The organism is Pseudomonas syringae pv. tomato str. DC3000, from assembly GCF_000007805.1.
Lineage (GTDB): Bacteria > Pseudomonadota > Gammaproteobacteria > Pseudomonadales > Pseudomonadaceae > Aquipseudomonas > Aquipseudomonas avellanae.
The window spans coordinates 3,492,218-3,518,721 of record NC_004578.1 but is presented as its reverse complement, the minus strand read 5'-3'; the positions used below and the strand labels follow the sequence as shown (position 1 = coordinate 3,518,721).

Here is a 26,504-nt window from a genome sequence, read left to right as displayed (position 1 = left end):
GCTATTACGTAGTTTGAATAAGCAAATTGACGGAAAATCTTTCAAGCGCTGCACTGAGCGGTATTTCCCGATCAGTCATTACCACAACGTCAGAAAAGAGCCCCTTCCAGTCAGAATCGGAATCGGCAAACGGCAACATTATCCGCGTGTCGCCCCAATTGGCAGCATTAATCAATGGAGTTTGTGCGGTACCCAATAGTTCACTGCTTATGCGTGGGACTACGATGACAGCGCGCACTCCTTGCGTCTCCCGGGCAAACGCCATCACCTGATCGGCGTGGCTCCCCTTTATCTCAAGGGGCTGGTAGCTCCCCTCACTGAACAGCGCCGGGTACTGGGCCCGCAGGTTCAGCACCTTCGAGATCAGCGCCTGTTTGATCCGGCCATCCTGCCAGTTGCTCAACAGGTCGGCAGCGCTAGCGTCCTGCGCCAGCGCCTTCTGCCGGGCTGCATAATCCACCGGCCGGCGGTTGTCCGGATCCACCAGACTAAAATCCCAGAACTCGGCGCCCTGATACAAATCGGGCACGCCGGGCACGCTCAAGCGTAGCAAGGTTTGCGCCAGACTGTTGAGCGCACCAGCGGTGGCAATACGGTTGGCCGTCGCACTCAGGGACTGACGCAGCGCAAGCGCTTCTGGCGCGAGCAGCAGGCGATCCAGAAACTCGCGGCAGGCCGTTTCGTAAGGCTGGTTAGGCGCGCTCCAGCTGCTTTGCAGCTTGGCTTCGCGCAGGGCTTTTTCCTGCCACTGGACCATACGCTTGGCGTAATCCTGATGGGCTTGTTCGCCTTCCAGGCTTAGCGGCCAGCTGCCCAGCAGTGCCTGATAGAGCATCAACTCATCGCCCGCACTGATAGCGGGCTCGTCACCTTTCAGCGGCACGGCCAGCTGTCGCCAGCGCTCAACCTGTTCGGCGTACCACGGCGCACATTCACTCAGTACCGCAAGGCGTGTACGGGTGTCTTCGCCGCGCTTGTGGTCATGGGTGGCGGTGGTCAGCAAATTGTCAGGGAATTTTTCCAGACGCTCCAGGCAGACTGCGTGGAAGTCCTCCACCGGGGCGCTGAAATGCTGCGGATGAAAGCCCACATCGTTGCGCGACAGCAGCACCGCAGAGCGGTAGAAAGAGGTGTCCTCGACCGACTTGGCGGCGACAGGGGAGGTCAACTGCTGGAAGCGCACGCAGGCATTCTTGTACAGCTTGCGCAGGTGCCCGCGCGGCAGTTGTCGCCATGACTCGCCGCCCAGCCAGCGTGCCAGATAATCGAGCACCGGCCAGTCGCCTTCGTTCAGCGTGGTACGAGCGCCTTCCATGGCCTGCTGGAAGTAACGATCATCTTGTTCAGAGCGACCGCACACCGAAATGTAGGTGCGGTAGATCGGGAAATTCACCACCAGCGCCAGCAAGGCCCGGCGAATCGCCCCCAGTGTCAGGTCGCGGCTCATCAGGTCGCTGCGTGCCACTTGCAGCAATGACTGCGCGACGTTCTCGAAATCGCCCGCCAGCGTGCCGTGCAGCACCAGATCGCGGGCCACCAGCACTTCCTGATCAAAGTCAGCGGTACGCTCTGCCAGTCGGCTCCACAGCTCGCCCAGCGGCTCTTCGCCCTTGGGATCGTGTTGCAGCAGCGACACCTGATTCATGAATTCGTAACCGGTCGTGCCGTCTACGCTCCAGTCCTCGCGCAGCGGCTCATCCGGGCCGAGGATTTTCTCGACGAAGATCGGCAAATGTTCAATTTGCGCCTCGGCAGGGCGCTGCTTCAACAGACTTTTGACCCGGCGATGCAATTTGCGGCCATAGCCGCGCGGGTTGGCCAGGCCGTCAATGTGATCGATACGCAGCCCGTCAACCAGGCCGTCCGCGATCAACTGAAAGATTTTGCCGTGAGTGGCCTCGAAGACCTGCGGCCGCTCGACGCGCAAGCCGCCCAGCTCGTTGATGTCGAAAAAGCGCCGCCAGTTGATGTCATCACCAGCGGTACGCCAGCTGGCCAAACGATAATGCTGACGTTCAAGCAACTGATGCAGACGCTGGAAACCCTCCGGTTTGCTGGAGTCGAAGTGCGCAAGAATCTGCTCGATAGCCTGCGAAACCTGCGCATCCTTGGCCAGTTCAGCCAACTCGGCCCTCGCCTGACGTGCGCGTTCATACGCCTGCGGGTATTGGGCCAGCGCGGTGAAGCGCTGCGCCACTTCCTTCAGTTGCGGGTGTTCCACTGTCTGCAATAACAAGTCATACGTCAGCGGGCAGATCGGGAAGTGATGCTGGTAGTGCTCGATGTAAAACGCGCCGCGCTCGGCGTCGAAGCGCAAGGGGATTTCTCCGGCCTGCAGCACGGTGCCGTAATCAGTGCTCAAAAACGGCAGCAACAATTGGCCTTCCAGCAGCGGGTCCGGGGAGTTCCACTGGATGTCGAAGAAATCTGCGTAAGGGCTGCGACGCCCCCACTCCAGCAGGTCCAGCCACCATGGGTTATCGGCGCCGCCGACGGCCATGTGGTTGGACACGATATCAAGTATCAGGCCCATGCCGTGTTCGCGCAGGGTCGATACCAGGCGCAACAGGGCAGGTTCGCCGCCCAGCTCCGGGTTGATGACGGTCGGGTCGACTACATCGTAGCCATGCATGGAGCCCGCGCGGGCCTTGAGCAATGGCGACGCATAGATATGACTGATGCCAAGGCTGGCGAAGTAGGGCACCAGTGGCACGGCGTCATCAAGGGTGAAGTCTTTATGAAATTGCAGGCGCTGGGTGGCGCGCAAAGGCTGTAGTGGACGGTTCATCGGTCACGCTCCGCAGCTTGCAGCCGGGATTGGGACAGCAATTCCAGTCGTCGAGCAGCATGTGGATGATCAAGCAGGGAGGCAGCAGTGCCGGGCAGGCGCCTGCGCCAGTTCGGGTGGCTATCGATGGTGCCGGGCAGATTGGCCTGCTCCTCGACACCCAGTGCATCCTCCATTGGCAGCAGCACCAGTGGCGCACGCGTGTGGCCCAGATAACGCACACTCGCGTCGATAATCTGCTCCGGGTCCTCGCTGTCGGCGGGCATCTCTTCGATGTTCTGGCTCAAGGCGCGACGCAAGCTGTGGTATTCGCGCACACGTTCATCACGCCATTGGGCTTCGTGCTGTTCATCGATGTGACCCAGGCGGGCGTTCCATTCGATGTCCAGCTCGCTGAGCCAGCCTGCCAGCGTCGGCAGGTCATGCGTGCTGGTGGTGGCCAGTGCCTGATCGGACCAATCGAGGATCGGTTTGAACTGGCCGTTGTTCTGTTCGAACAACAGTACGCGCATGCCCAGAATCGCCCGTGCGCTGAGTTTCTCGCTAAGGCCTTCAGGAACGGTGCCGAGGTCTTCGCCCAGCACGATTGCCTTGTGCCGCCAGGATTCAAGGCTCAGCAGGCGCAGCATGTCGTCGAGCGGAAAATTGAGGTAGGCACCTTCGCTGGGCGGCGAACCCTGCGGGATAACCCACAAACGCTGCAGCCCCATGACGTGGTCGATGCGCAACCCGCCAGCATGGGCGAAGTTGGCACGCAGCATTTCAATGAAGGCACGAAACCCGTTGCGCTTTAGGCCATCCGGTGAAAAAGCCGAGATGCCCCAGCTTTGTCCGGCGCGGTTGAGGATATCGGGCGGCGCGCCGACGGTCAGGGCCGAGAGCAACTCATCCTGACGGCTCCAGGCCTGGCTACCGGCACCATCGGCACCCACGGCCAGGTCGGCAATCAGGCCGATGCGCATGCCGCTGCTGCGCGCGGCAACCTGCGCACGCTCAAGGCCACGGGCAATCAGCCATTGGGCAAAGGCATGGAAGCTGATCTGCTCGCCATGTGTTTCGGCAAATTGCGCGACAGCCTGACTGCGCGGATCCTTGAATGTGTCCGGCCATTCGTGCCAGTTTTCGCTGATACCCAGCGTGGCCGATTCGGCGCGCAGGGCTTCAAAGCGACAATGATTTTCCAGCGCTTCACCACCGCTGTGGCGGAAACTGTTGAAGTCTTCGTGCAGTGGATGCGCGCCGGTGCTGAACACGTCGTAAAGGGCGTGAAACGCTTTCCATTTGGCGTTTGCTGCGCTTGGCCAGTCGATCAAGGACAGTGTTTCCAGGCGTGCCATTTCTTCACTTACGCCTGCATCTTCGATTGCCTGGAGCCAGGCACGCTCGCCGAGAACTGCGCCCGGCGCGGCATACAGGCTGTTAAGGAACAGCCGGCTGGACGGCGAGTACGGGCTGTAACGGCGTGGGTCGTTGGCGAACATGGCGTGAATGGGGCTGATGCCCAGCGCATCGGCTCCGCGCTCACCGGCCGAACGCACCAGCATTTCCAGTGCCTCCGTGTCGCCGAAGCCGCCATCACCTTCGCGGCGCAGGCTGTAAAGCTGCGCCGTCAGGCCCCAGCCGCGTGGCACTGGCGCATCGACAGCCATTGCCATACTGAAGCAGGTTTTCGGGGCAACAGCGAGGGTCAGGTGCTGGCCGGCAATTTCCAGCTGTTGATAGCCGACGGGCGCAAGTGCTGGCAATTCGCCGCTTGCGGTCAGCGTGGCGTCAATCGAAGAGCCGTCTTCAAGGTGCAGCGTGAACGGTGTTTGCGCCGCAAACCATTCCGACAGGTCCAGATTGCTGTCCTGATCGACCGTCAGCAGGGGTGGGGCGCTTGCGCCATGACGGGCGAGCTGCAGTTTTTGCAGGCTGGCATCAATGGCCTCACCGCTTTCAGCAGGATAGCCCAGCGCTTCCAGAACCTTGCGCAGCACATCAGGGCTGACGACCTGTGGCCTGGCGTTGGCATCGACCCAGTGCACCGACAGTCCTGCCTCGGTCGCAAGCCTCTCCAATTGCTCATTGTTCATCCTGTTCCTCCAGAACATCACTTGCTGTCAGGCTGACAATGGCCGTGTAAGGATTGAGGATTGCGTCAGGGGAAAGTTCGGACGATTTCGCAGCGCTGGAGAAAATCTCCCGGGCATGTGGCGCAGGCGTGGTTGCAACAGGCTGTTCGCTGAGGTTCAGGTCGATACGCAGCACACTGCCGTCGCCCAGCGTCCAGCGTGCACTGACCGCCTTGTCGCCAAGGATCTCGGTGTTGAGGAAGCTCGCACCCTGAAGGCGCGGGACGATTTCCTGATGACGCAAGGCCAGCAATTGCGCGTAGTAATCGACCCATTGACGGTGTTCCAGACCTTTCTCGGTCTGCAGTTCTGTCGCTGAGAACGCCGGGCGGGAGGCCTCGAAGGTCTTGATGTCGTTGGGATCAGGAATGTGCTCGCGCTTTTCTGGATCGGCAAACGCTGCGAAGTCGGCGAACTCCTTGCGACGCCCTTCACGCACGGCATCGGCCAGCTCGCCGTGATGGCTGGTGAAAAACAGGAAGGGTTCGCTCGCGGCCCATTCATCGCCCATGAACATCAGCGGAATCATCGGCGAGAGCAACAACAGCGCAGTCGCAGCCCTGAGCGCATCAGGGGAACAGAGCTGTGGCAGACGCTCGCCGAGCGCACGGTTGCCGATCTGGTCGTGGTTCTGCAGGAACAGCACAAAGGCGCTGGGTGCAAGGTGGCCGCTGGGCTCGCCTCGGGTGTGCCCGTGACGCGTCTGTTCACCCTGGTAGACAAAACCTTCGCCGAGCAGGCGCGCAAGCTTGTGGGTCGGCTCTTTGGCGAAATCCGAGTAATAGGCATCGGTTTCGCCGGTCAACAGCACGTGCAGCGTGTTGTGCCCGTCATCGTCCCATTGCGCGTCGAAACCCTTGTCGAGCAGGCTGGCCTGATTGAACTCGTTTTCAAGGTTCAGCCACACATGCCTGGACGGTTCGATCCGCTCGCGCACGCGGGTGGCGAACTCGGGCAGGAAGGTCTCGTCGCGAATGGCGTGGACGGCGTCCATGCGCAGCCCGTCGATGCGGTATTCGAGCAGCCACATGAGGGCATTGTCGACGAAGAAATCCCGCACTTGCGGGCGCCTGAAATCAATTGCGTCGCCCCAGGGGGTGTGCAGGTCGCTGCGGAAAAACTCCTTGGCGTAACTGCCCAGGTAATTGCCGTCCGGACCGAAGTGGTTGTACACCACGTCCAGAATCACCATCAGGCCAACGCCATGTGCGGTGTCGATCAAGTGTTTGAGCTGTTCGGGAGTGCCGTATGAAGACTGCGGGGCATAATGCAGAACGCCGTCATAGCCCCAGTTGCGATCACCGGGGAACTGCGCCAGCGGCATCAGCTCAATGGCGGTGATGCCCAGCGCGGCGAGGCGCGCAAGATGCTTCTCGACCGCTGCATAGCCGCCCATTGCGCCGACGTGCAGCTCATAGATGACAGCCTCATGCCACGGACGACCATTCCATGCGGTGTTTTGCCACGAATAGGCCTGGGGATCGACCACGATGCTTTGCGAATGAACGTCATCGACCTGCGCACGCGATGCCGGGTCTGGCACTTCGAGCGTATGGTCGACTTTGAAGCGGTATCGAGTACCCGCCTTGCAGCGGGCCTCAAGCACGAACCAGCCTTCTGGCTGGGGCAGCATGGCCAGAGACTGGCCATCCTGCAGTTCGACACTTACGTAGGAGGCATCCGGTGCCCAGAGGGCAAACCGGGTGTGTTCAGGGTCCAACAAAACGGCGCCGTGGCGCCAGTTATCGTCTGTACGCAGGGGCATCCATTAATCCTTAACCTGGTTAGTTGCTGGTCATGCTCACGTTTTTCTTCAACAGGTCGCGATAAAGCTCTGCGTAGGGCTCCACTGCCTGATGCCAGTTGAAGGGGGCAGCCATTGCGCGGCAGCGCATGGCATTGAGCAGTTCCGGGTGAGCGAAGACCTGAAACGTGCGGTTCAGGGCTTCGGTGTAGCTTTCGACGGTTGATTCATTGAACAGAAAGCCGGTAACGCCATCCTCGATGGTGTCCGCCAGGCCGCCGGTGTTGCGGGCGACAGGCAGCGAGCCGAAACGCTGGGCGTACATCTGGCTCAAGCCGCAGGGTTCATAGCGCGACGGCATCAGCAGAAAATCACTGCCGGCAAACATGCGTCGTGCATCGGTTTCGTTGAAACCGATACGCACACCGATACGGCCAGGAAAGCGTGCCGCCAGTTCGCGCATGGCATCTTCTTCTTCGGGCTCCCCGCGGCCGATGATTGCAATCTGCCCACCGTTGTTGACGATGTGCTCGGCCACGCCGATGGTCAGGTCCAGGCCTTTCTGGTAAACGAGGCGCGAAACCACCGCGTAAAGCGGCCCGCTGGAGGCGTCCAGCTCAAACAGCTCGCGGACGTAATCGGCGTTGATTTCCTTGCGCGTCCACTCATTGGGCGCGAAGTGACAGATCAGGTGTTCGTCAGTGGCGGCGTCCCAGCTTTCATCGATACCGTTGGGAATGCCGCTGAGCTGACCTTTGTCGGCCTTGCTCTGCAAAAAGCCCTCAAGGCCGCAGCCGAATTCAGGTGTGGTGATTTCCCGGGCGTAAGTGGCGCTGACCGTGGTGATGTGGTTCGCGAACGCCATGCCGGCCTTGATGAACGACAGCTTGCCGTAAAATTCCATGCCTTCCGGGGTGATCGCCTCATCCGGGATGCCCAGTTCACGGCTCGACGCAGTACTCACGGTGCCTTGATAGGCCAGGTTGTGAACCGTGAAAATACTCGGCGTGGACTGTCCGCGCCAGCGCATGTAAGCCGGCGCCAGACCGGCAGGCCAGTCGTGGGCGTGAACCAGCTCGGGGCACCACTGGCTTTTCACTTCGCCAGCAGCAAACTCGGCAGCGGCCAGGCCCAGACGGGCAAAACGGATGTGGTTGTCGGACCAGTCGCGGCCGTTAGTGTCAGCGTAAGGCGTGCCTTCGCGCTCGTACAGTTCCGGGCAGATCAGCACGTAGATGACCAAGCCATCTTTCATATCCATACGCCCAACCTTGCAGGGCGGCAGTGCAGCATGCCCACCCAGCTGGCTGATGATATGGATCGGGTTGCCGCTGTTGATCACTTGCGGATAACCAGGAATCAGAACACGAACGTCGTGCAGGTGGCGCATGGCGCGTGGCAGTGCGGCAGACACATCGCCCAGCCCGCCGGTTTTCACCAGGTCGGCCAGTTCGGAGGTCACGAACAGCACTTTGCGCCTGTTGACCTGAGACATGGTCGGTTGAACGGTCGAGGTCGGCAATTGCAGCGAAGTAACGCTCTTGGCAGCAAAGATCGGCAGATGAGTCAGCTCGCCAACTGGCTGGTTAAAACTCTCTCCCTTCTGGGTTTTGACAGCAGCGCTAATCATCGATTTTTCCCCTTAAACAGTCTTGGTGCATCACTTTGATTTTTATTGGCCATTTCCTATGGCCGGGTACACATACGTGCACTACGCAAGATCAATACCCGTTTCGATTATGCGCAGTGACCAAGCGGCGTGATGTCGCCATAACCGGATGTCAGCCAATAGCATAGATGCTCTATTCACCTGACCCGGCGGTTTTTGAGAAGTTTCGACTTTTTTATTTACGAATGTCTGGCATGGGCTTCGACGCCGCAGCGATGGGCATGCTGCAAGAGCCGGCCCGGCAGTCGATGCGTTTTTTTCGGGCTCGATTTCGAGGCTGCGCTGCACATGACCGGTCGTCGGATCGTTCGACAATACCTGCCAAGTGCTTCGTTTTTATAACAGAAGGGTAGTCAAGCGAGGGGGTGACGAGCCTCATCGGTGCAGCGCGCCTTTTCCGGGTGCGCCTGATGTTCAATCTCCGGGCATGGGGAGAAATTTCCTACATTTGTGCTGGAACATTTTGGAGCGGGGCAGGATAGAATCGGACCAGCCGTCCCAGCCTTGGCGCTGGTCCTGATAAACGCCCCTTTGACTGATTTCACTGAATCACTCTGATTGAATTGACGAGGATGGAAATGGAAGCCCCCGAGGTACTGGTACTGCAAGCGAGTTATACAAATCCTGTGCACGCTGACGCAATCGGATTTGTCTTGAACGAATATTCGATGGATGTCATGGGGGCGGGCAAGTCGCTGTCCAGTGATACCCGGCAGCAACTGGCCATAGAGCTGGCCAAGCGTCCACATGCCTTCAGCGTGCTGGCCTTTATTTCCGGCGAGCCGGTCGGGCTGGTCAACTGCTTCGAAGGTTTTTCAACCTTTGCTTGCCGCCCTCTGGTCAACATTCATGACGTGGCGGTGGTCTCGCAATATCGTGGTCTGGGTATCAGCCACAAAATGTTGCTCAAAGTGGAAGAAATTGCCCGTCAACGCGGTTGCTGCAAGCTGACCCTTGAAGTGCTCGAGGGCAACGACGTGGCGCAAGGCGCTTATAAAAAGCTAGGCTTCGATAATTATCAGCTGAACCCTGAAATGGGGCGTGCGATGTTCTGGCAGAAGTCGCTCTAGCCAATGTGGCGGGCGCCTGCAGCAGGTCGGGCGGGGGAGGGAGAAGCGGAGAAGATTGTGCGAAGCATCAGATCAAGCGGGCAAGCCAGCATATCGGGCTTGCCACGGGGCGGTCTGAAGGGTAGTGCAACTGCGGTCAGGCTTGAAGCATCTTACCGGGTGCAGGCAGCTGGCTTTGCTGCAGCATCATGGTCAAGTGAGCCACTTTTCGCTGCAACTGCTCGCGTTCTTCTTTCAATGCACGCAATTCGTCGCGACGGATCGTGACATAAAGGGTCTGTGGTGCAAGTGCTGGTAGTACAGTGCCCATTGCTCACCTCGCAAATGGCGGATTCAACCTCAGAAAGGTCCGTGGCAATGACTTTCAATCCATGAGCGCCGCTGCTTACCTCTCTATCGGCACCGATTCTGATTTCTTTTGCATGATTTTGGAACTTTTTTATTTTTAATTGTCGCGAATGTTTATTAATCGCGACAAAATGCACCATCGGAGGGCGATCCTGTCTTCACCTTCTTGCAAGGGAACCGACGTTCTGCCTCGCTTGACTAAACAGCATGCTCGCTATCCGTCGATGCGCTGGACGGCAAGTGGGGCACCTTTTTACGATTTAAGGAGCACCTTCATGCAACTTGGGATTATTGGACTGGGCCGCATGGGCGGCAACATTGCACGGCGACTGATGCTGGATGGTCACACTACAGTGGTGTATGACCGCGATGAGGCATCACGCGGCGCCTTGGCCAATGAGGGCTCTACTGCCGTCGCTGATCTGGCGGAACTGGTGAGTGCACTGGAAAAGCCCCGTGCAGTCTGGGTCATGCTCCCGGCAGGCGCTCCGACCGAAGACACCATTCAGACCCTCAGTCAGTTGCTTGAAGCCGACGACGTGATCATCGATGGCGGTAACACCTTCTACAAGGACGACATTCGTCGTGCGCAGGAACTGAGCGAAAAAGGCCTGCACTATGTCGATGTCGGCACGTCCGGTGGCGTCTGGGGCCTTGAACGCGGCTACTGCATGATGATCGGTGGCGACGTGGCGGCAGTCGAGCGTCTTGATCCGCTGTTCGCGTCCCTCGCACCCGGCCTTGGTTCGATCGAGCGCACTCGCGGTCGTACCTCGACCGACGACCGCGCAGAGCGTGGCTACATCCACTCAGGCCCTGCAGGTTCGGGGCATTTCGTGAAGATGATCCACAACGGCATCGAGTACGGAATGATGCAGGCCTTCGCCGAAGGCTTCGACCTGCTCAAGCAGAAAAACTCCGAGCATCTGCCGGCCGAGCAGCGTTTCGACCTCAACACTGCAGACATTGCCGAGGTCTGGCGTCGTGGCAGTGTGGTTTCATCCTGGCTGCTCGACCTGACCGCCGATGCCCTGGCGACTGACCCGCAACTCGACGCTTTTTCCGGCTCGGTCGCCGACAGTGGTGAAGGACGCTGGACCATCGAGGCGGCGATCGAGCAGGCCGTACCGGTTCCGGTGCTCTCCAGCGCCTTGTTCGCGCGCTTCCGCTCCCGTCAGACAAGCTCGTATGCAGACAAGATGCTGTCTGCCATGCGCTTTGGATTTGGTGGCCACAAGGAACCCAAGTAATGGGTCTGTCGCGCGGCAGTGCCGAGCAAAAAGCCGAAGTTGCGCCCCCAACCACCCTGTTTCTGTTCGGTGCACATGGTGACCTGGTCAAGCGTCTGCTGATGCCGGCGCTTTACAACCTGTCGCGCGACGGTCTGGTGGATGAAGGGCTGCACATCGTCGGCGTCGATCACAACGCGATCAGCGATGCGGACTTCGCCAAAAAACTCGAAAATTTCATTCGCGACGAGGCCGCCGGCAAAATTGCCGGCGGTGGCAAGGACCCTCTCGATCCTGCGTTGTGGGGCACGCTGGCCGAGCGTATCAGCTATGTGCAGGGTGACTTTCTGGATGATTCGACCTATCAGGACATCGCCAGCAAGATTGAGAGCACCGGTGCGAAAAACGCGGTGTTTTATCTGGCCACCGCGCCGCGGTTCTTCAGCGAAGTGGCCCAGCGCCTGGGGTCGTCCGGTTTGCTGCAGGAAACCGATGACGGGTTCCGCCGGGTAATCATCGAAAAGCCGTTCGGCTCCGATCTGGCCAGTGCAGTGGCGCTCAATGGCTGCCTGCTCAAGGTCATGAGCGAAAAACAGATCTACCGGATCGACCATTACCTGGGCAAGGAGACGGTGCAGAACATTCTGGTCAGCCGTTTCTCCAATGGCCTGTTCGAGTCGTTCTGGAACAACCACTACATCGACCACGTGCAGATCACCGCCGCGGAAACCGTGGGTGTCGAGACCCGTGGCAGTTTTTACGAGCACACCGGTGCACTGCGCGACATGGTGCCCAATCACCTGTTCCAGTTGCTGGCGATGGTCGCGATGGAGCCCCCCGCGGCCTTCGGTGCCGACGCGGTCCGTGGCGAAAAAGCCAAGGTGGTGGGCGCGATCAGGCCGTGGAACAAAGAGGAAGCACTGGCCAATTCGGTACGCGGTCAGTATGCGCAGGGCACGATGGGCGACAAGGAGGTTGTCGGTTATCGCCAGGAAGATCGGGTCGAGCCTGACAGTACGACGGAAACCTATGTGGCGCTCAAGGTCATGGTCGACAACTGGCGCTGGGTGGGCGTGCCTTTTTATCTGCGCACAGGCAAGCGCATGAGTGCCCGCAGCACTGAAATCGCCATCTGCTTCAAACCTGCGCCCTATGCGCAATTTCGTGACACCGAAGTCGATCGTTTGAAGCCCAACTACCTGCGCATCCAGATTCAGCCCAACGAAGGCATGTGGTTCGATCTGTTCGCCAAACGGCCCGGCCCGACGCTGGACATGGAGGACATCGCGCTGGGTTTTGCCTATAAGGACTTCTTCGAGATGCAGCCTTCGACCGGCTACGAAACCCTTATATACGACTGTCTGACCGGCGACCAGACCCTGTTTCAGCGTGCCGACAACATCGAAAACGGCTGGCGTGCTCTGCAGCCGTTTCTTGATGCCTGGGCCAGCCAGCCTGAAGTTCAGCCGTATGAGGCTGGCAAGAACGGACCTGATGCGGGTGACGAGTTGCTGAGCCGTGATGGTCGCGAGTGGAGAGATCTGAATGTCTGAGCCGTCTTCATCCTCTGTACAGTTTCTGTTGTCCGATATCGATGGCACGTTGTTGCGCCGCGATCACAGCTTGAGTCAGGTCAACATCGAAGCGATCGGGCGCCTGCGTCAGGCAGGCATCCACTTCACCCTGGCCAGTAGCCGACCGCCAAGGGCCATGCGCCAGGTCATCGAAGCGTTGGGTGTCGATCTGCCAACGGTGGCCTTCAACGGCGGCACCATCACTCATCCCGATGGCAGCCTGCTCGCGGCTCATCGTATTGATCCGGCTGCGGTCAGGACCTGCCTTGAGTTGTTCGCAGGGCACAACGTCGCTATCTGGGTGTTTGCCGATGATCAGTGGCTGCTGCTCGACCCTGGCGCGGACTACGTCGATCATGAGCGCGACGCGCTGGGCTACGATTATGTTCAGGTCGAGAGTTTCGAGTCGTACCTTGATCGCGTCGACAAGATCGTCGCAGCCAGTGCCGATTTCGAGCTGCTGAAGACCCTGGAGTCACAGCTCAACCCGCAGATCGAAGGCCTGGCGCTGGCCGCCCGCTCGCAAAAATACTACCTGGACGTGACCGCGCTGGACGCCAACAAGGGCTCGGCACTGGTCGCGCTGGCGAAATACCTGGGTGTCGAGTTGTCCCGTACCGCAGCCATCGGTGATGGCGGTAACGACGTGGCGATGTTTCACGCGGCCGGGTTGTCCATCGCGATGGGGCAGGGTGAGCAGACAGTCAAGGGACAGGCGGACCATGTTACAGATAGCAATGAGCAGGACGGTGTTGCCAAAGCCATCGAGCGTTACATCCTGCCAGCCTGAACCGGCCTGTTGTTCATGTCGACGAACCCTCTCTCAAGACGGGCATTTCTGAATGGCTGCACTGATCGAAGACTACGCATTGCTGGGCAACTGTCAGACAGCTGCCCTGGTCGCCCGGGATGGCTCACTGGACTGGTTGTGTTTTCCGCGCTTTGACTCGACGGCCTGTTTTGCGGCATTGCTGGGCAGCGAAGAACACGGGCGCTGGAAGATCGCGCCACGCGCCGAGGTTATCGCGGTTGAGCGCCGTTATCGTGAAGGGACGCTGATTCTCGAGACCGTCTTCGAAACCCGTGACGGTCGCGCGATGTTGATCGATTTCATGCCCATGAACACCAGCGGCCATGTAGTGCGTATGGTGGTCGGGCTGAGCGGGCAGGTGGAGTTCGGCGTAGACCTTGCAATTCGCTTCGATTACGGCAGCAGCGTGCCGTGGGTCGAGCGCAAGGACGCGCATACGTTGACAGCGGTGGCCGGTCCCGAAATGCTGGTTTTGCACAGCCCGGTGGCCTTGCATCCGCAGGATCACCATACCGCCAGTCAATTTCAGGTCGGGGAAGGTGAGCGCAAGGTGTTCGTTCTGGCGTACCAGCCTTCCTTCGAACCTTTGCGCGTACAGATCGATCCCGATCATGCGCTCGAGACCACTGCAGCCTACTGGCGCGAGTTTTCTGATCGGTGCCCTGATGTCGGGCCGTGGACGGGGCAGGTGAAACGCTCGCTGATCACCCTCAAGGCCATGACTTATGCGCCCACCGGCGGCATTGTTGCCGCCGTGACGACCTCGTTGCCTGAGCAATTGGGCGGCGAGCGTAACTGGGACTACCGCTATTGCTGGTTGCGCGACGCGACGATGACCCTGCTGGCTTTCATGAATCTGGGTTATTTCGAGGAAGCCACCGCCTGGCGCGATTGGCTATTGCGGTCGATTGCCGGCAACCCGGAACAGATACAGATCATGTACGGCGTGGGCGGTGAGCGGCGTTTGCAGGAATATGAACTGCCGTGGTTGAGCGGCTACGAGCACTCGCTGCCAGTGCGAGTGGGTAACGGCGCGGCCAATCAGGTTCAGCTGGATGTCTACGGCGAAGTCGCAGATGCGATGATTCAGGCCCTTAAAGGCGGCATGCCGCAGCACCCGCGCAGCGTGGCTATTTCCAAGGTGGTGATGCCTTATCTGGCGAAGATCTGGCACCTGCCGGACGCCGGAATCTGGGAGATTCGCTCCGAACCACGTCACTTCACCCATTCCAAAGTCATGGCCTGGGTGGCCTTCGACCGCAACGCCACGCAGATCGCTCAGGCTGCCGAAGGCGAAGAAGATCGTGCTCTGGCGGAACACTACCGGCGAGTGGCGGACGAAATCCATGCGGATGTCTGTCGCCACGGCTTTGATGCCGAACTGGGCAGTTTCGTGCAGACCTACGGTTCGACAGAGGTCGATGCCAGTTTGCTGCAGATTGTCCTGACCGGTTTTTTGCCACCCGAAGACCCTCGTGTCATCGGCACTGTCGCGCAGATCGAGCGCACGCTGATGCAGGATGGCCTGTTACTGCGCTACGACAATGAGCGCAGCGTCGATGGGGTGGCAGGACGCGAAGGGACCTTTCTGGTCTGTTCGTTCTGGCTGGCCGATGCCTACGTGCTGCTGGGCCGGGCCGATGACGCCGCAGCGCTGTTCGAGCGGTTGTGCGGTTTGTGCAATGACGTCGGGCTACTCGCGGAGCAATATGATCCGAAGGATGGTCGGATGCTGGGCAATTTCCCGCAGGCGTTCAGTCACATTGGCATTATCAATACCGCGCTGAACCTGCATCGAGCGGTCTGTCCTGCGTTGACACGGACTTCAGGGGCGCTTGAGGGGGCTTAGAAGGCCTGTCAGCTATCGCGACCGGCCTTTCGGAACGTCAGGTTGATCCGTTGCTCGCCCAGCAATGGGTGTTCAGCCTGCTTTATCGGCAAGATGCCGTGGAAGCGCAGCCGGTCTTCGCCGCCCCATACCACCACGTCACCATGAAACAGTGAAATGCGCCGGGTCTTGTCGCTGCGTTGCATGCCGCCGAACTGGAAGATCGCCGGGATACCCAATGACACCGAGACCACGGGCCAGCGATGGTCGTGCTCGTCCTTGTCCTGATGCAGCGACATCTTTGCGCCGGGTATATAGCGATTGATCAGGCAGGCGTCAGGCACAAAACCGCGATAGCCGGCGGCGAGTGCGGCGCTCTGCGCCAGTTGCATGAAAGCGTCCGGCATCGCAGGCCAGGGCTGACCGGTTTGCGGGTCCACGTCGCTGTAGCGATAGCCGTGACGATCAGTGATCCAGCCCAGCGGTCCGCAACTGCTCAATGCAGCGGACATGCTTAGCCCGCCGGGTGTGAGCATGTGACGGAACGGGGAGTGGCCCAGCGTCTGCTCAAGGGCGAGCAGCAGCGTTGGCATGGCAGGCAGCGCAAAACCGCTGAATAACCATGACCCCGGCCCGATCTGCTCGTCGCGTCGAGGCTGGGGTGTCTGGTCGGCAAACAGGTCCAGAGTGGCGGGAGTGTCACCTTTGCGTTGCATGATCGGGTCGAACACCTGGCAGTACCGTGTGCGTTGCTGAATCAGCGCTCCATTTAATCAGAGCGCCTTGCTGACCTTGACGTCGGTAATCTGATCGTCGCCCGGGCCATGCATTTTCTTCAGGGCTGCCTCGGCTTCTTCTACAGAAGCCGACTGCAACTGGGCGAACTCGAAGCGGCGTTCGCCGTTGAGTTTGTAGCTGACAGCGAATTTGGTGGTACGCGGTGCTGGATTGTTCACGGTCACTCCTTGCATCATCCCAGGCGAGAGGTCGAGCGCCGGACGATTTTGATTTTGTGGGTAAAAGGCGGTTTGCGTCCGGCGTTGGTATCGACCTTGCGGCCTGCGGTATCGATGGTGATGTTCCAGAAGCCAGTGCTGGGTGCAGCGATCTTGGCCGGGAACGTGTCAAACGCACCGCCGTGATACGTGTGCCGACCACCGTTTTTGAAGCTGCGGAAATTCGCATCGTTCATCAGGCGAATATTGCAGGTCTGGGAGCACTCGATAACGACCAGGTCGTCCTCGTTGAGATGCTCACGCTGGTGTACGAATTTCATGACGGGCTCCGAAGCGGGGGTTTTTCTGAAAAATCAAAACGATAGCATGCGACGTTCGCAATTTGACGTTCATGGCAGCTAATTTGCCGTGTTTCTCGCAAAAAACACCTGTGTCGGGATTTAATTGCGCCCGGGCTTGTCGTAGGACCTTTATTCGGAGGCTTTGTATGAAACTGGCTGCTGTAGTAGTCCTGGCTCTGGCGATGACCGGCTGTGCCACTGTGGATGACATCGAGCATACGCTCCCTACCATGAGCGTGATGTCGGGCAAGAAGCCTCAGGAATATGCGGACTGTTTCATTGGCAAGATCAGTAGCAGCCGCAAACCCCCTTTGGTAGAGCCTCGTCATGACGGTTTGCGAGTCATCGTGGCGCAGAAGCTCAGCAAGTCGCCAGCGGCCGTCGTCGATATCGAGACACGCTCGGGCGGCAGCACGATCAAGGTCTACGAGCGACTTTCCAATGTGCCTATCCGCTTCAGGGACGTTCAGAACGCCGCCGACGCGTGTATTTCCGGCTAATTGCACCCTGTTCGGATGCGCCCTTGTGGATCGCGCCGCCCTGCGGTGTTTGCACGGGGCGGCAGGCCTGACTTATTTGCACACCACCAGCACGCTGCGGCTCTTGTAGTTACCGACGTCCACGCCCAGGGTCTTGTCGCGTTCGGCAGGCTGTGGCGTGCCGTCTGTGCCGACGATTTCATAGCCTGTGCCCGCGCAGGACGCATCGGCCTTTTCATAGCAGCTGGCCCACGACATGGCTTCGCCGGAGCAGTCGATGCTCAGCCCCTGTTTACCGTTTTTCAGGTAGGTGTTTGAGGCGGTCGCGCAGCCGGCAAGGCCCAGCACAGCAATAATGGACAGGAGTCTGATCATGTTTTTCGCTTCGATATAAGTTCAGAGAAAGGGCAACAGCCAGCTGTTGGACTTTGATCGGGTGCCATCGTTCCGCCATGTTTTACGTTATTGCACCGCCATTGCGTCGGCTGATGCAGACGTTATCTTTAGTCTGATTGTCAGTAGAGTGAGGCAGTTTTATGCCCATGCAGCGCCATTCGATGCTCGCAATATACGAGATTGTGCGGAACTATCTGGCTGTGGATTCCTCTATCATGGCATTGGACGGCCCGTGGCGGGTCATTGTAAGGTGGCCGCCGCCTGATTAGACTGGCCCGTTAACACCATCAGCCCTTACCAAGGACTTTTATGATCAAGAAATGCTTGTTCCCAGCAGCCGGTTACGGCACTCGCTTCCTCCCAGCGACCAAGGCCATGCCCAAGGAAATGCTGCCGGTGGTCAACAAGCCACTGATCCAGTACGGTGTTGAAGAAGCGCTCGCGGCAGGTCTGACCGAAATTTCCATCGTGACTGGCCGTGGCAAGCGCTCTCTTGAAGATCACTTTGACATTAGCTACGAGCTTGAGCATCAGATCAAAGGCACTGACAAAGAGAAGTATCTGGTCGGTATTCGCAAATTGATCGACGAGTGCAGCTTCTCCTACACGCGTCAGACCGAAATGAAGGGCCTGGGCCACGCTATCCTCAGCGGTCGTCCGCTGATCGGCAACGAAGCGTTTGCCGTAGTGCTGGCCGATGACTTGTGCGTCAACCTTGAAGGCGACGGCGTGCTGGCGCAGATGGTCAAGCTGCACAAGCACTATGGCTGCTCGATCATTGCCATTCAGGAAGTCGATCCGTCGGAAACCAACAAGTACGGCGTCATCGCTGGCGAAGAGATCAAGCCAGGCTTGTTCCGCGTGACCGACATGGTCGAAAAGCCGAAGCCTGAAGATGCACCGTCCAACCTGGCGATCATCGGCCGTTACATTCTGACGCCGGACATCTTCGAAAAAATCGAACAGACCGAGCCAGGCAAGGGTGGTGAGATCCAGATCACTGACGCCCTGATGAAGCAGGCAGCGGAAGGTAACGTGCTGGCCTACAAGTTCAAGGGCACGCGCTTTGACTGTGGCGGCGCTGAAGGCTACATCGAAGCGACCAACTTCTGCTTCGAACATTTCTACAAAGCTGGCAAAGCGCATTGATTTTTGATTGATGACGTTTTTGCACAAGGCCACCTTCGGGTGGCTTTGTCGTTTCTGCCAGACCGCCAAGCGGTTATGCTGTGCCCCTGCCTAGGAGATATCAATGGCCTTTGATTTTGATCTGTTTGTAATTGGTGCCGGTTCGGGTGGCGTCAGGGCGGCGCGTTTTGCGGCCGGTTTCGGTGCGCGAGTGGCAGTGGCTGAAAGCCGTTATCTGGGTGGTACCTGCGTGAATGTGGGGTGTGTGCCCAAGAAATTGCTGGTGTATGGCGCGCATTTTTCCGAAGACTTCGATCACGCCAAAGGGTTCGGCTGGTCATTGGGTGAAGCCAGCTTTGACTGGTCCACGCTGATCGCCAACAAGGACCGCGAGATCAATCGCCTCAATGACATCTACCGCAAGTTATTGGTTGATAGCGGCGTCACGCTGCTGGAAGGTCATGCAAAAATCGTCGGCCCTCAACAGGTCGAGATCAACGGCCAGACCCACAGCGCCGAGCGCATCCTGATTGCGACCGGCGGCTGGCCGCAGGTGCCTGACGTGCCTGGGCGCGAGCATGCCATCACGTCCAACGAGGCCTTCTACCTCAAGGCCCTGCCAAAACGCGTGGTGGTGGTAGGCGGCGGGTATATCGCCGTGGAATTTGCCTCGATCTTCAATGGTCTGGGCGCCGACACCACGCTGGTCTACCGTGGCGAACTGTTCCTGCGCGGCTTTGACGGCAGCGTGCGTAGCCATCTTCATGAAGAGTTGCTCAAGCGCCACATGACGATTCGCTTCAACAGTGATATCGAGCGCATCGACAAGCAGTCCGATGGCAGTCTGCTATTGTCCATGAAGGGCGGTGGCACACTTGAGACCGATTGCGTGTTCTATGCGACGGGTCGTCGGCCGATGCTGGATAACCTTGGTCTGGACAGTGTCGACGTCAAGCTCGACGAGCATGGCTACATCAAGGTCGACGAGCATTACCAGACCAGTGAGCCATCCATTCTCGCGCTCGGCGACGTTATAGGCGGTGTGCAACTGACGCCGGTGGCGCTGGCTGAGGGTATGGCCGTGGCCCGTCGCCTGTTCAAGCCCGAGCAATATCGTCCGGTAGACTACAATCACATTCCAACAGCGGTTTTCAGTCTGCCAAACATCGGCACTGTCGGTTTGACTGAAGAAGATGCGATCAAGGCGGGTCATGATGTGCAGGTCTTCGAGAGTCGGTTCAGGTCCATGAAGCTGACGCTGACCGACGATCAGGAGCGCACCTTGATGAAGCTGGTGGTGGACGCGAAGACCGACCGGGTGCTGGGCTGCCACATGGTAGGGCCGGATGCTGGCGAAATAGTGCAGAGCCTGGCGATTGCCATCAAGGCGGGTGCAACCAAGCAGGTGTTCGACGATACCATCGGCGTGCATCCTACGGCTGCAGAAGAGTTCGTTACCATGCGCACGCCCGCCAAGCGTTAAACCGCGCAGCACCCGGAGTTCAGGAAGGTCTCCGGGTTAAAGCTTGAAAGGACGGATCCCTGAGTGAATAGAGAAAAACCCTCGGCCTGGATGCCTCTGCATCCGACCAGCCAGGACTGTGTGGTCGAGCAGTCTGTCGATGCGCTGCGTGAGCGCGAGCGTCGGTTCAGGATGCTGGCTGACAACATGAGTCAGCTGGCCTGGACTGCCAGCCCGCGTGGTCAGGTCCAGTGGTACAACGAGCGCTGGTACGCTTACACCGGTGCTACGCTGGAGGCCATGGTGGCGCTGGGCTGGCGCTCGGTCGTGCACCCCGAGCATCGCGAGCGGGTGATGGCACGCTTGCAATACTGCTTTGCCACCGGCTCTGTCTGGGAGGACACCTTTGCCCTGCGCGGCAAGGACGGTGCCTTCAACTGGTTTCTGTCACGCGCACTGCCCATGCGCGATGCACAAGGGCACATCACCCACTGGCTGGGTACTCACACCGACATCACCGCTCAGGTCAATGCCGAAGAAGCGTTGCGCGAACTCAACGAAAGTCTGGAGTTGCGCGTGGCTGAGCGTACCCGCGAACTGGCAAAGGCCAATGAGTTGTTGCAGGTCGAGATCGCGGAGCGGGCTCAGGCTGAAGAGGTGTTGCGCCATGCACAGAAAATGGACGCCATCGGTCAATTGACCGGCGGCATCGCCCATGACTTCAACAACATGCTGTCCGGGGTGCTCGGCGCGCTGGATATGATCAGGCTGCGTATAGGGGCGCAGCGCTTCGGTGAGGTGGATCGCTACGTTGACGCTGCGGTCAGTTCAGCTAATCGTGCTGCTGCGCTGACCCAGCGACTGCTGACCTTTGCCCGCCGTCAGTCACTCAGCGTCGGTACGGTGGATATCAATTGCATGGTGCGCTCGATGGAAGAGTTGCTGCGCGGCACGGTCGGTAATCATGCGCAATTGCACATTGAGCTGGAGGAGGGGCTGAGCGCCATTCAGACTGACGAGCATCAGCTGGAAAACGCGCTATTGAACCTGGTGATCAACGCGCGTGATGCCGTGCCTGTCGCCGGTCTGATCAGTGTTCGCAGTCAGGCTTTGCGGCTTGTTGCGCAGGAAGGGGCGTTGGCCGCAGGTGACTATGTGCGGCTCAGTGTCGAAGACAATGGCTGTGGAATTGCCCAAGATGTCATTGATCGAGTGTTTGACCCGTTTTTCACGACCAAGCCTGTTGGCCAGGGAACAGGCCTGGGCCTGTCAATGGTTTACGGTTTCATCAAGCAGACTGGCGGGCATGTGCAGATAAAAAGCGAGCAGGGTCAAGGCACGCGGATTTGTCTGTACCTGCCGTGTGGCGCAGCGACTGCCTGAAATCCGTCCCTTACGCTTTATTGGGTGGCTTCTTTTTGCCCGTCGCAGGTTTTTCAGGCGGGTTGGCCTGTAGTTGCAGGTTTTCCAATGCGACTTCCTTTTTGATCAACAGCAGTTCCAGCATCCGGTTTTGCTGTTGGCCATCGGTCACGCTCTGTTTGAGCGCCGCACGCTCTTCCTGCAGGCTGCGTAGCCTTTCTTCCAGCAGTGCGCACTGTGTATGGGTGCGTTGCTGGTGTTCAGCCAACGCAGCGGCCTGGGCAGTGGCCCGGCTCAGCTGATCTTTCTGGTCGTGCGCGACACGCAGAGTGCTGCGGTTTTCAGCCAGCAACCGTTCGTTGTCGCGATTGAGCTGCGTGATCTCTTCTTGGCGCATGGCGAGGCTTTGCTGTGCCTGTCGCAATTCCATCTGCAATTGCTGAACCTGGCCTTCATGGCGCTGCTGCTCCTGCTCGCGCTGCTCCCTGATCGAGTTGCGGTAGTGCTCCAGTGCTTCGCGGGCATGCTGGTGTTTTTCCTCAAGGGAGTGAATCTGACCCTCCTTGTCTTGCAGGCGAGATTCCAGATCAAGATTGGCTTGCAGCAGCCTGGCGTGCTCGGTCTGGGCGTCTTGCAGCGTTTGCCGGGTCTGGAGCAGGGCGGTGGCCTGATGTTCGACGGTCTCGTTGCGTTGCAGCAGGTGTTCCTGCAATTCACTGATCTGTTGCCGGGCCGTCGTCAGTTGCTGCTGCAGGTCATTGCAGCTGGCCTGGTACTTGTCGTGCGCCTCGTCTATGCGCTCCTGCGCCTGCTCGTCAAGGCGTTGGGCGAGGTGGGCCACCAGATCGCTCAGTTCCTCATTGAGGTCCGGCGCTGGCGCGTGCGTAGCATCCAGTTCTTTGAGGTAGCGATGAATCGTGGTTTTCGAGCCGGTATTACCCATCTCGATGCGTACCGCATCAATGCTCGGATTCTCGCCTCTGGCTAACAGAGAAGCCCTTGCCTTGAGCACCAATGCCTTGTTTACGCCGCCCCGAGCCATGCTTTCTCCTACGATTTCGTACTGTGGTATGTACCCTGTAATTACATACTATATTATTTAAAATAAATTCGTATTATTTGAATTAATTAACATGGGATATTGGCGTATTATCCCGTGTCAGGCACGGCAGCTGCCTTTTGAAGGCTGTTCCCGGTATACCCGCAGGCTTTGAGCAATGAATGGCCATGAATGACGTTGATCGCTACATAGATGCCGCGACCCGTGACAACACGCGCCGGAGCTACCGGGCGGCCATCGAACATTTCGAGGTGACATGGGGCGGGTTTCTGCCGGCAACCAGCGAAAGCGTCGCGCGCTACCTGGCCTGCCATGCCGGAACATTGTCGGTCAATACCTTGAAGCTGCGTCTGTCGGCGCTGGCCCAGTGGCATATCAGCCAGGGTTTTGTCGACCCCACCAAGGCACCGATGGTGCGCAAGGTCATAAAGGGCATTCGTGCGCTGCACCCGGCACAGGAAAAACAGGCCGAGCCTCTGCAGTTGCAGGACCTTGAAAAGGTCATCGCCTGGCTGAAGCTCGAAATACAGGAAGCGGCCGCGCAGCACGATCAACCGCGCCTGCTGCGCTGTCGTCGTGATTCGGCACTGATTCTGCTGGGCTTCTGGCGGGGCTTTCGCAGTGATGAGCTATGCCGTCTGCAAGTGCAGGACATCAAGGCCATCGCGCACTCGGGTATAACCCTGTATCTGCCGCGCAGCAAAGGGGATCGTGACAACCTGGGCAGGACTTATCAGACACCCGCCTTGCAGCGGCTGTGCCCGGTGCAGGCCTACATCGAGTGGGTCAACTGTGCGGCGCTGGTGCGCGGTCCGGTGTTTAGAGCCGTTGACCGGTGGGGCAATCTGCAGGAGGAGGGGCTGCATGCCAACAGCGTCATCCCGTTGCTGCGTCAAGCGTTCGAACGCGCAGGCATTGCCGGCGAGCATTACACCAGCCACTCGCTGCGTCGTGGTTTTGCCAGTTGGGCGCATGCCGCTGGCTGGGACCTCAAGTCGCTGATGGCTTATGTCGGTTGGAGGGACATCAAGTCGGCGATGCGTTACATTGACGCCGCGCCGTTTCCAGGCAACCCGGAGAGCGGAATCGGCCTGAAGGTTTCTTCTATTGATAAGCTGCCTTCATAGTGAAAAGCAATCAGTGACATCAGGTTTGCCAATGAGCGATTGTCACGGATGATGCGTAAGCTTCACTCCATCGAATTCACAACCCATCCAAACCATCAGGAGATATACCGATGCCTATCATCAACAGCCAGGTAAAACCGTTCAAGGCTACCGCTTTCAAGAACGGCTCTTTCGTTGACGTTTCGGACGCCGACTTCAAAGGCAAGTGGTCTGTCGTATTCTTCTACCCGGCCGACTTCACCTTCGTATGCCCGACCGAACTGGAAGATCTGGCTGACAACTACGACACCTTCCAGAAGCTGGGCGTAGAAATCTACAGCGTTTCGACTGACACCCACTTCGCTCACGCTGCATGGCACAACACTTCGCCAGCAATCGGCAAGATTCAGTACACCATGATCGGTGACCCGACCCTGGCTATCTCGCGCAACTTCGACGTGCTGATCGAAGAAGCCGGTCTGGCGGATCGCGGTACGTTCGTGATCAACCCGGAAGGTCAGATCAAAATCGTTGAACTGAACGACGGCGGCGTTGGCCGTGACGCTTCCGAGCTGCTGCGCAAGATCAAGGCCGCTCAGTACGTTGCTGCTCACCCGGGCGAAGTCTGCCCTGCCAAGTGGAAAGAAGGCGAGGCCACTCTGGCGCCGTCTCTGGACCTGGTCGGCAAGATCTGATTCACATGAATCGGCTGGGGGCGTTGAGCTCTTGAGCAAGTAAACCGCATCGCCCCATAAAACGCCCGGGCGGTAATCGCCTGGGCGTTGTTATTTCTACCCTTTGTAAACAGGAAGTCGCCACATGTTGGACGCCAATCTTAAAGCCCAGTTGAAATCCTACCTGGAGCGGGTCACTCGCCCCATCGAGATCGTCGCGTCCCTTGATGACGGCGCGAAGTCTCAGGAAATGCTCGCACTGCTCAACGACGTGATCAGTGTTTCCAAAGACGTCACCCTGAATGACAGCGGTACCGACGCACGTACGCCGTCGTTCTCGCTGAGCAGCCCTGGCCACGATATCAGCCTGCGTTTCGCCGGTATCCCCATGGGCCACGAATTCACCTCACTGGTATTGGCGCTGCTGCAAGTTGGCGGCTACCCACCCAAGGTCAGTGCGGAAACCATCGAGCAGGTTCGCGCTCTGCAAGGCGAATTCCATTTCGAAACCTATTTCTCGCAGTCCTGCCAGAACTGCCCGGACGTCGTCCAGGCGTTGAACCTGATGGCAGTATTGAACCCTGGCATCAAGCACGTCGCCATCGACGGCGCGCTGTTCCAGGACGAAGTCACCGAACGCAAGATCATGTCGGTGCCGAGCATCTACCTGAACGGAGAGCTGTTCGGTCAGGGCCGTATGGGCCTGGAAGAAATTCTCGCCAAGATCGACACCGGTGCCGGTGCGCGTCAGGCCGAGAAGCTCAACGCCAAGCAGTCCTTTGATGTGCTGGTGGTGGGTGGCGGTCCTGCCGGTTCGGCGGCTGCGGTCTATGCCGCCCGCAAAGGCATCCGCACCGGCGTTGCAGCCGAGCGTTTCGGTGGTCAGGTGCTCGACACCATGGCTATCGAAAACTTCATCTCGGTACAACACACTGAAGGGCCGAAGCTGGCTGTTGCGCTCGAAGAGCACGTCAAGCAGTACGAAGTCGACATCATGAACCTGCAACGCGCCGACAAGCTGATTCCGGGCGCGGCCGGTGAGTTGCACGAAGTGAAGTTCGCCAGCGGCGCGAGCCTCAAGGCCAAGACGGTGATCCTTGCCACCGGCGCGCGCTGGAGGGAGATGAACGTTCCCGGTGAGCAGCAATACCGCAACAAGGGTGTGGCCTACTGCCCGCACTGCGACGGTCCGCTGTTCAAAGGCAAACGCGTTGCCGTGATTGGTGGCGGTAACTCGGGCGTCGAAGCGGCCATCGACCTGGCGGGTATCGTGTCTCACGTAACGCTGCTGGAATTCGACGTGCAACTGCGCGCCGATGCAGTGTTGCAACGCAAGCTGCACAGCCTGCCGAACGTCACCGTGCTTACCAGTGCGCAAACCACTGAAGTGACTGGCGACGAGCAGAAGGTCAATGGCCTGCGTTACAAGAACCGCACGACTGGCGAAGAAATCACCATTCCTCTGGAAGGTATTTTTGTGCAGATCGGCCTGTTGCCCAACAGCGAATGGCTCAAAGGCGCCCTTGAGTTGTCGCCGCGTGGCGAGATCGTGGTGGATGCGCGGGGTGAAACGTCAGTGTCGGGCATCTTCGCTGCCGGTGACGTGACCGTGACGCCGTACAAGCAGATCATCATCGCCCTGGGCGAGGGTGCCAAGGCCTCGCTGAGCGCTTTTGATCACCTGATCCGTACCTCCGCGCCAGCCTGATGGTTTAGTGGACAATAAAAAACCCCGTGAGCGATCACGGGGTTTTTTTTCGCTTATCGTTCAGTATCGGAACGATTCACGCAGGGCCTCAGAGTGGTGTCGGCTGGATGATCTCTACCCAGTAGCCGTCCGGGTCCTTGATGAACGCCAGGCTGTTCATGCGGCCATCGGACAGGCGTTTCTGAAAGTCCACACCCAACGCTTCGAAGCGCTCGCAGGCGACCTTTACGTCGGGTACGGACACGCAGATGTGACCAAAGCCGCGCGGGTCGCTGTTGCCGTTGTGATACGAGGCGTTCGCATCGCTTTCTGTCCCGTGGTTGTGGGTCAGCTCCAGAATGCCCGGGATCGATTTCATCCACTCGTTGCGTGCAGCGTCGTCGTCCGGGATTTGTGCCTTGTCCACCAGGGCAAGGAAATACAGGCTGAACTCAGCTTCCGGGAAGTCACGTTTTTCAACCAGGCTGAAGCCCAGCACGCGGGTGTAGAAGTCCAGCGATTGGGTGATGTCCTTGACGCGCAGCATGGTGTGATTGAACACAAACTGCCGGGTAGGCGCTTCAGGGTTGGCTGTCACGCCCGGTAGTGTGTTGAGTTCGTGCAAGCTCATGAATATGTCTCCAACAGAATGTACAAATTAGTACCAAATGATACGGG

The 26,504-nt window shown here is 58.8% G+C and carries 23 protein-coding genes; 12 read left to right on the top strand and 11 right to left on the bottom strand.

Translation table 11 applies throughout. The features are described from left to right. Positions 1–4 precede the first annotated feature (4 nt). From PSPTO_RS16170 to glgA, 4 genes are read right to left on the bottom strand one after another with little or no spacing between them, the layout of a single operon-like run. Positions 5–2,788: a malto-oligosyltrehalose synthase gene (locus tag PSPTO_RS16170; protein WP_011104397.1), complete on the bottom strand. Its 2,784-nt coding sequence runs from the start codon at positions 2,786–2,788 to the stop codon at positions 5–7. After that, positions 2,785–4,863, bottom strand: a complete 2,079-nt coding sequence (gene malQ, locus PSPTO_RS16165; RefSeq protein ID WP_011104396.1) for a 4-alpha-glucanotransferase — start codon at positions 4,861–4,863, stop codon at positions 2,785–2,787. The genes PSPTO_RS16170 and malQ overlap by 4 nt, the downstream gene beginning before the upstream one ends. Next, positions 4,853–6,667, bottom strand: coding sequence for a malto-oligosyltrehalose trehalohydrolase (treZ, locus tag PSPTO_RS16160; RefSeq protein WP_005766224.1), 1,815 nt, complete (start codon positions 6,665–6,667; stop codon positions 4,853–4,855). Before treZ ends, malQ begins: the two co-directional genes overlap by 11 nt. A 19-nt stretch (positions 6,668–6,686) precedes the next feature. Further along, on the bottom strand, positions 6,687–8,276 hold the full coding sequence (gene glgA / locus PSPTO_RS16155; protein WP_005766223.1) for a glycogen synthase GlgA: 1,590 nt from the start codon (positions 8,274–8,276) through the stop codon (positions 6,687–6,689). Positions 8,277–8,893: 617 nt separating this feature from the next. On the opposite strand from glgA, the gene PSPTO_RS16150 reads away from it, so the two are divergent. Next, complete coding sequence (locus PSPTO_RS16150; RefSeq protein ID WP_005766220.1) at positions 8,894–9,385, top strand: GNAT family N-acetyltransferase; 492 nt, start codon at positions 8,894–8,896, stop codon at positions 9,383–9,385. Positions 9,386–9,521: 136 nt separating this feature from the next. Here PSPTO_RS16150 and PSPTO_RS29915 read toward each other — a convergent pair whose 3' ends face one another. After that, complete coding sequence (locus tag PSPTO_RS29915; RefSeq protein WP_005766218.1) at positions 9,522–9,695, bottom strand: DUF6026 family protein; 174 nt, start codon at positions 9,693–9,695, stop codon at positions 9,522–9,524. Between the two features lie 313 nt (positions 9,696–10,008). Between PSPTO_RS29915 and gnd the strand changes: the two genes are divergently transcribed. From gnd to PSPTO_RS16130, 4 genes are read left to right on the top strand one after another with little or no spacing between them, the layout of a single operon-like run. Next, on the top strand, positions 10,009–10,983 hold the full coding sequence (gene gnd / locus PSPTO_RS16145) for a phosphogluconate dehydrogenase (NAD(+)-dependent, decarboxylating) (RefSeq protein WP_005766216.1): 975 nt from the start codon (positions 10,009–10,011) through the stop codon (positions 10,981–10,983). Continuing rightward, positions 10,983–12,515 (top strand): glucose-6-phosphate dehydrogenase, encoded by a 1,533-nt coding sequence (gene zwf, locus PSPTO_RS16140; RefSeq protein WP_011104394.1) that lies wholly within the window; start codon positions 10,983–10,985, stop codon positions 12,513–12,515. Before gnd ends, zwf begins: the two co-directional genes overlap by 1 nt. Continuing rightward, positions 12,508–13,326: a Cof-type HAD-IIB family hydrolase gene (locus PSPTO_RS16135; RefSeq protein ID WP_005766212.1), complete on the top strand. Its 819-nt coding sequence runs from the start codon at positions 12,508–12,510 to the stop codon at positions 13,324–13,326. The genes zwf and PSPTO_RS16135 overlap by 8 nt, the downstream gene beginning before the upstream one ends. A 52-nt stretch (positions 13,327–13,378) precedes the next feature. Then, a complete protein-coding gene (locus PSPTO_RS16130; protein ID WP_005766210.1) occupies positions 13,379–15,196 on the top strand; it encodes a glycoside hydrolase family 15 protein in 1,818 nt (605 codons plus the stop codon). An 8-nt stretch (positions 15,197–15,204) separates the two neighbouring features. Here PSPTO_RS16130 and alkB read toward each other — a convergent pair whose 3' ends face one another. The 3 genes from alkB to PSPTO_RS16115 are packed head-to-tail and all read right to left on the bottom strand — an operon-like array spanning position 15,205 to position 16,451. After that, positions 15,205–15,891 (bottom strand): DNA oxidative demethylase AlkB, encoded by a 687-nt coding sequence (gene alkB / locus PSPTO_RS16125; RefSeq protein WP_011104393.1) that lies wholly within the window; start codon positions 15,889–15,891, stop codon positions 15,205–15,207. A 57-nt stretch (positions 15,892–15,948) separates the two neighbouring features. Then, positions 15,949–16,131, bottom strand: coding sequence for a hypothetical protein (locus tag PSPTO_RS16120; protein WP_003380430.1), 183 nt, complete (start codon positions 16,129–16,131; stop codon positions 15,949–15,951). Positions 16,132–16,145: 14 nt separating this feature from the next. Continuing rightward, positions 16,146–16,451 carry a DUF1883 domain-containing protein gene (locus PSPTO_RS16115; RefSeq protein ID WP_003380432.1) on the bottom strand — a complete coding sequence of 102 codons (306 nt, stop codon included), beginning with the start codon at positions 16,449–16,451 and terminating at the stop codon, positions 16,146–16,148. Between the two features lie 167 nt (positions 16,452–16,618). Between PSPTO_RS16115 and PSPTO_RS16110 the strand changes: the two genes are divergently transcribed. Then, the gene (locus PSPTO_RS16110; RefSeq protein ID WP_005737860.1) at positions 16,619–16,972 is read left to right on the top strand and encodes a hypothetical protein; all 354 of its coding nucleotides are present in this window, start codon (positions 16,619–16,621) and stop codon (positions 16,970–16,972) included. A 72-nt stretch (positions 16,973–17,044) separates the two neighbouring features. Here PSPTO_RS16110 and PSPTO_RS16105 read toward each other — a convergent pair whose 3' ends face one another. After that, the gene (locus tag PSPTO_RS16105; RefSeq protein ID WP_005766205.1) at positions 17,045–17,326 is read right to left on the bottom strand and encodes a lipoprotein; all 282 of its coding nucleotides are present in this window, start codon (positions 17,324–17,326) and stop codon (positions 17,045–17,047) included. A 330-nt stretch (positions 17,327–17,656) separates the two neighbouring features. On the opposite strand from PSPTO_RS16105, the gene galU reads away from it, so the two are divergent. From galU to PSPTO_RS16090, 3 genes are all read left to right on the top strand, one after another. Continuing rightward, positions 17,657–18,496, top strand: coding sequence for a UTP--glucose-1-phosphate uridylyltransferase GalU (galU, locus tag PSPTO_RS16100; RefSeq protein WP_003315315.1), 840 nt, complete (start codon positions 17,657–17,659; stop codon positions 18,494–18,496). Positions 18,497–18,599: 103 nt separating this feature from the next. Continuing rightward, positions 18,600–19,958: a glutathione-disulfide reductase gene (gene gorA / locus PSPTO_RS16095; RefSeq protein ID WP_005766202.1), complete on the top strand. Its 1,359-nt coding sequence runs from the start codon at positions 18,600–18,602 to the stop codon at positions 19,956–19,958. A gap of 63 nt (positions 19,959–20,021) precedes the next feature. Next, positions 20,022–21,320 (top strand): hybrid sensor histidine kinase/response regulator, encoded by a 1,299-nt coding sequence (locus PSPTO_RS16090; protein WP_032710559.1) that lies wholly within the window; start codon positions 20,022–20,024, stop codon positions 21,318–21,320. A 10-nt stretch (positions 21,321–21,330) separates the two neighbouring features. Here the strand turns inward: PSPTO_RS16090 and PSPTO_RS16085 are convergent, their stop codons facing one another. Then, positions 21,331–22,341, bottom strand: coding sequence for a DNA-binding protein (locus PSPTO_RS16085; protein ID WP_005766198.1), 1,011 nt, complete (start codon positions 22,339–22,341; stop codon positions 21,331–21,333). Between the two features lie 185 nt (positions 22,342–22,526). Between PSPTO_RS16085 and PSPTO_RS16080 the strand changes: the two genes are divergently transcribed. The 3 genes from PSPTO_RS16080 to ahpF all read left to right on the top strand — a co-directional run bounded on the left by PSPTO_RS16080 (position 22,527) and on the right by ahpF (position 25,847). Further along, positions 22,527–23,486: a site-specific integrase gene (locus PSPTO_RS16080; protein ID WP_011104391.1), complete on the top strand. Its 960-nt coding sequence runs from the start codon at positions 22,527–22,529 to the stop codon at positions 23,484–23,486. Positions 23,487–23,596: 110 nt separating this feature from the next. Then, complete coding sequence (ahpC, locus tag PSPTO_RS16075; protein WP_003380444.1) at positions 23,597–24,160, top strand: alkyl hydroperoxide reductase subunit C; 564 nt, start codon at positions 23,597–23,599, stop codon at positions 24,158–24,160. 124 nt (positions 24,161–24,284) lie between these two features. Continuing rightward, positions 24,285–25,847 (top strand): alkyl hydroperoxide reductase subunit F, encoded by a 1,563-nt coding sequence (ahpF, locus tag PSPTO_RS16070; RefSeq protein WP_007246288.1) that lies wholly within the window; start codon positions 24,285–24,287, stop codon positions 25,845–25,847. 88 nt (positions 25,848–25,935) lie between these two features. On the opposite strand, the gene gloA is transcribed toward ahpF, so the two are convergent. Beyond that, entirely contained in the window at positions 25,936–26,457 is a 522-nt protein-coding gene (gene gloA / locus PSPTO_RS16065) for a lactoylglutathione lyase (RefSeq protein ID WP_005766190.1), read from the bottom strand. Positions 26,458–26,504 lie beyond the last annotated feature (47 nt).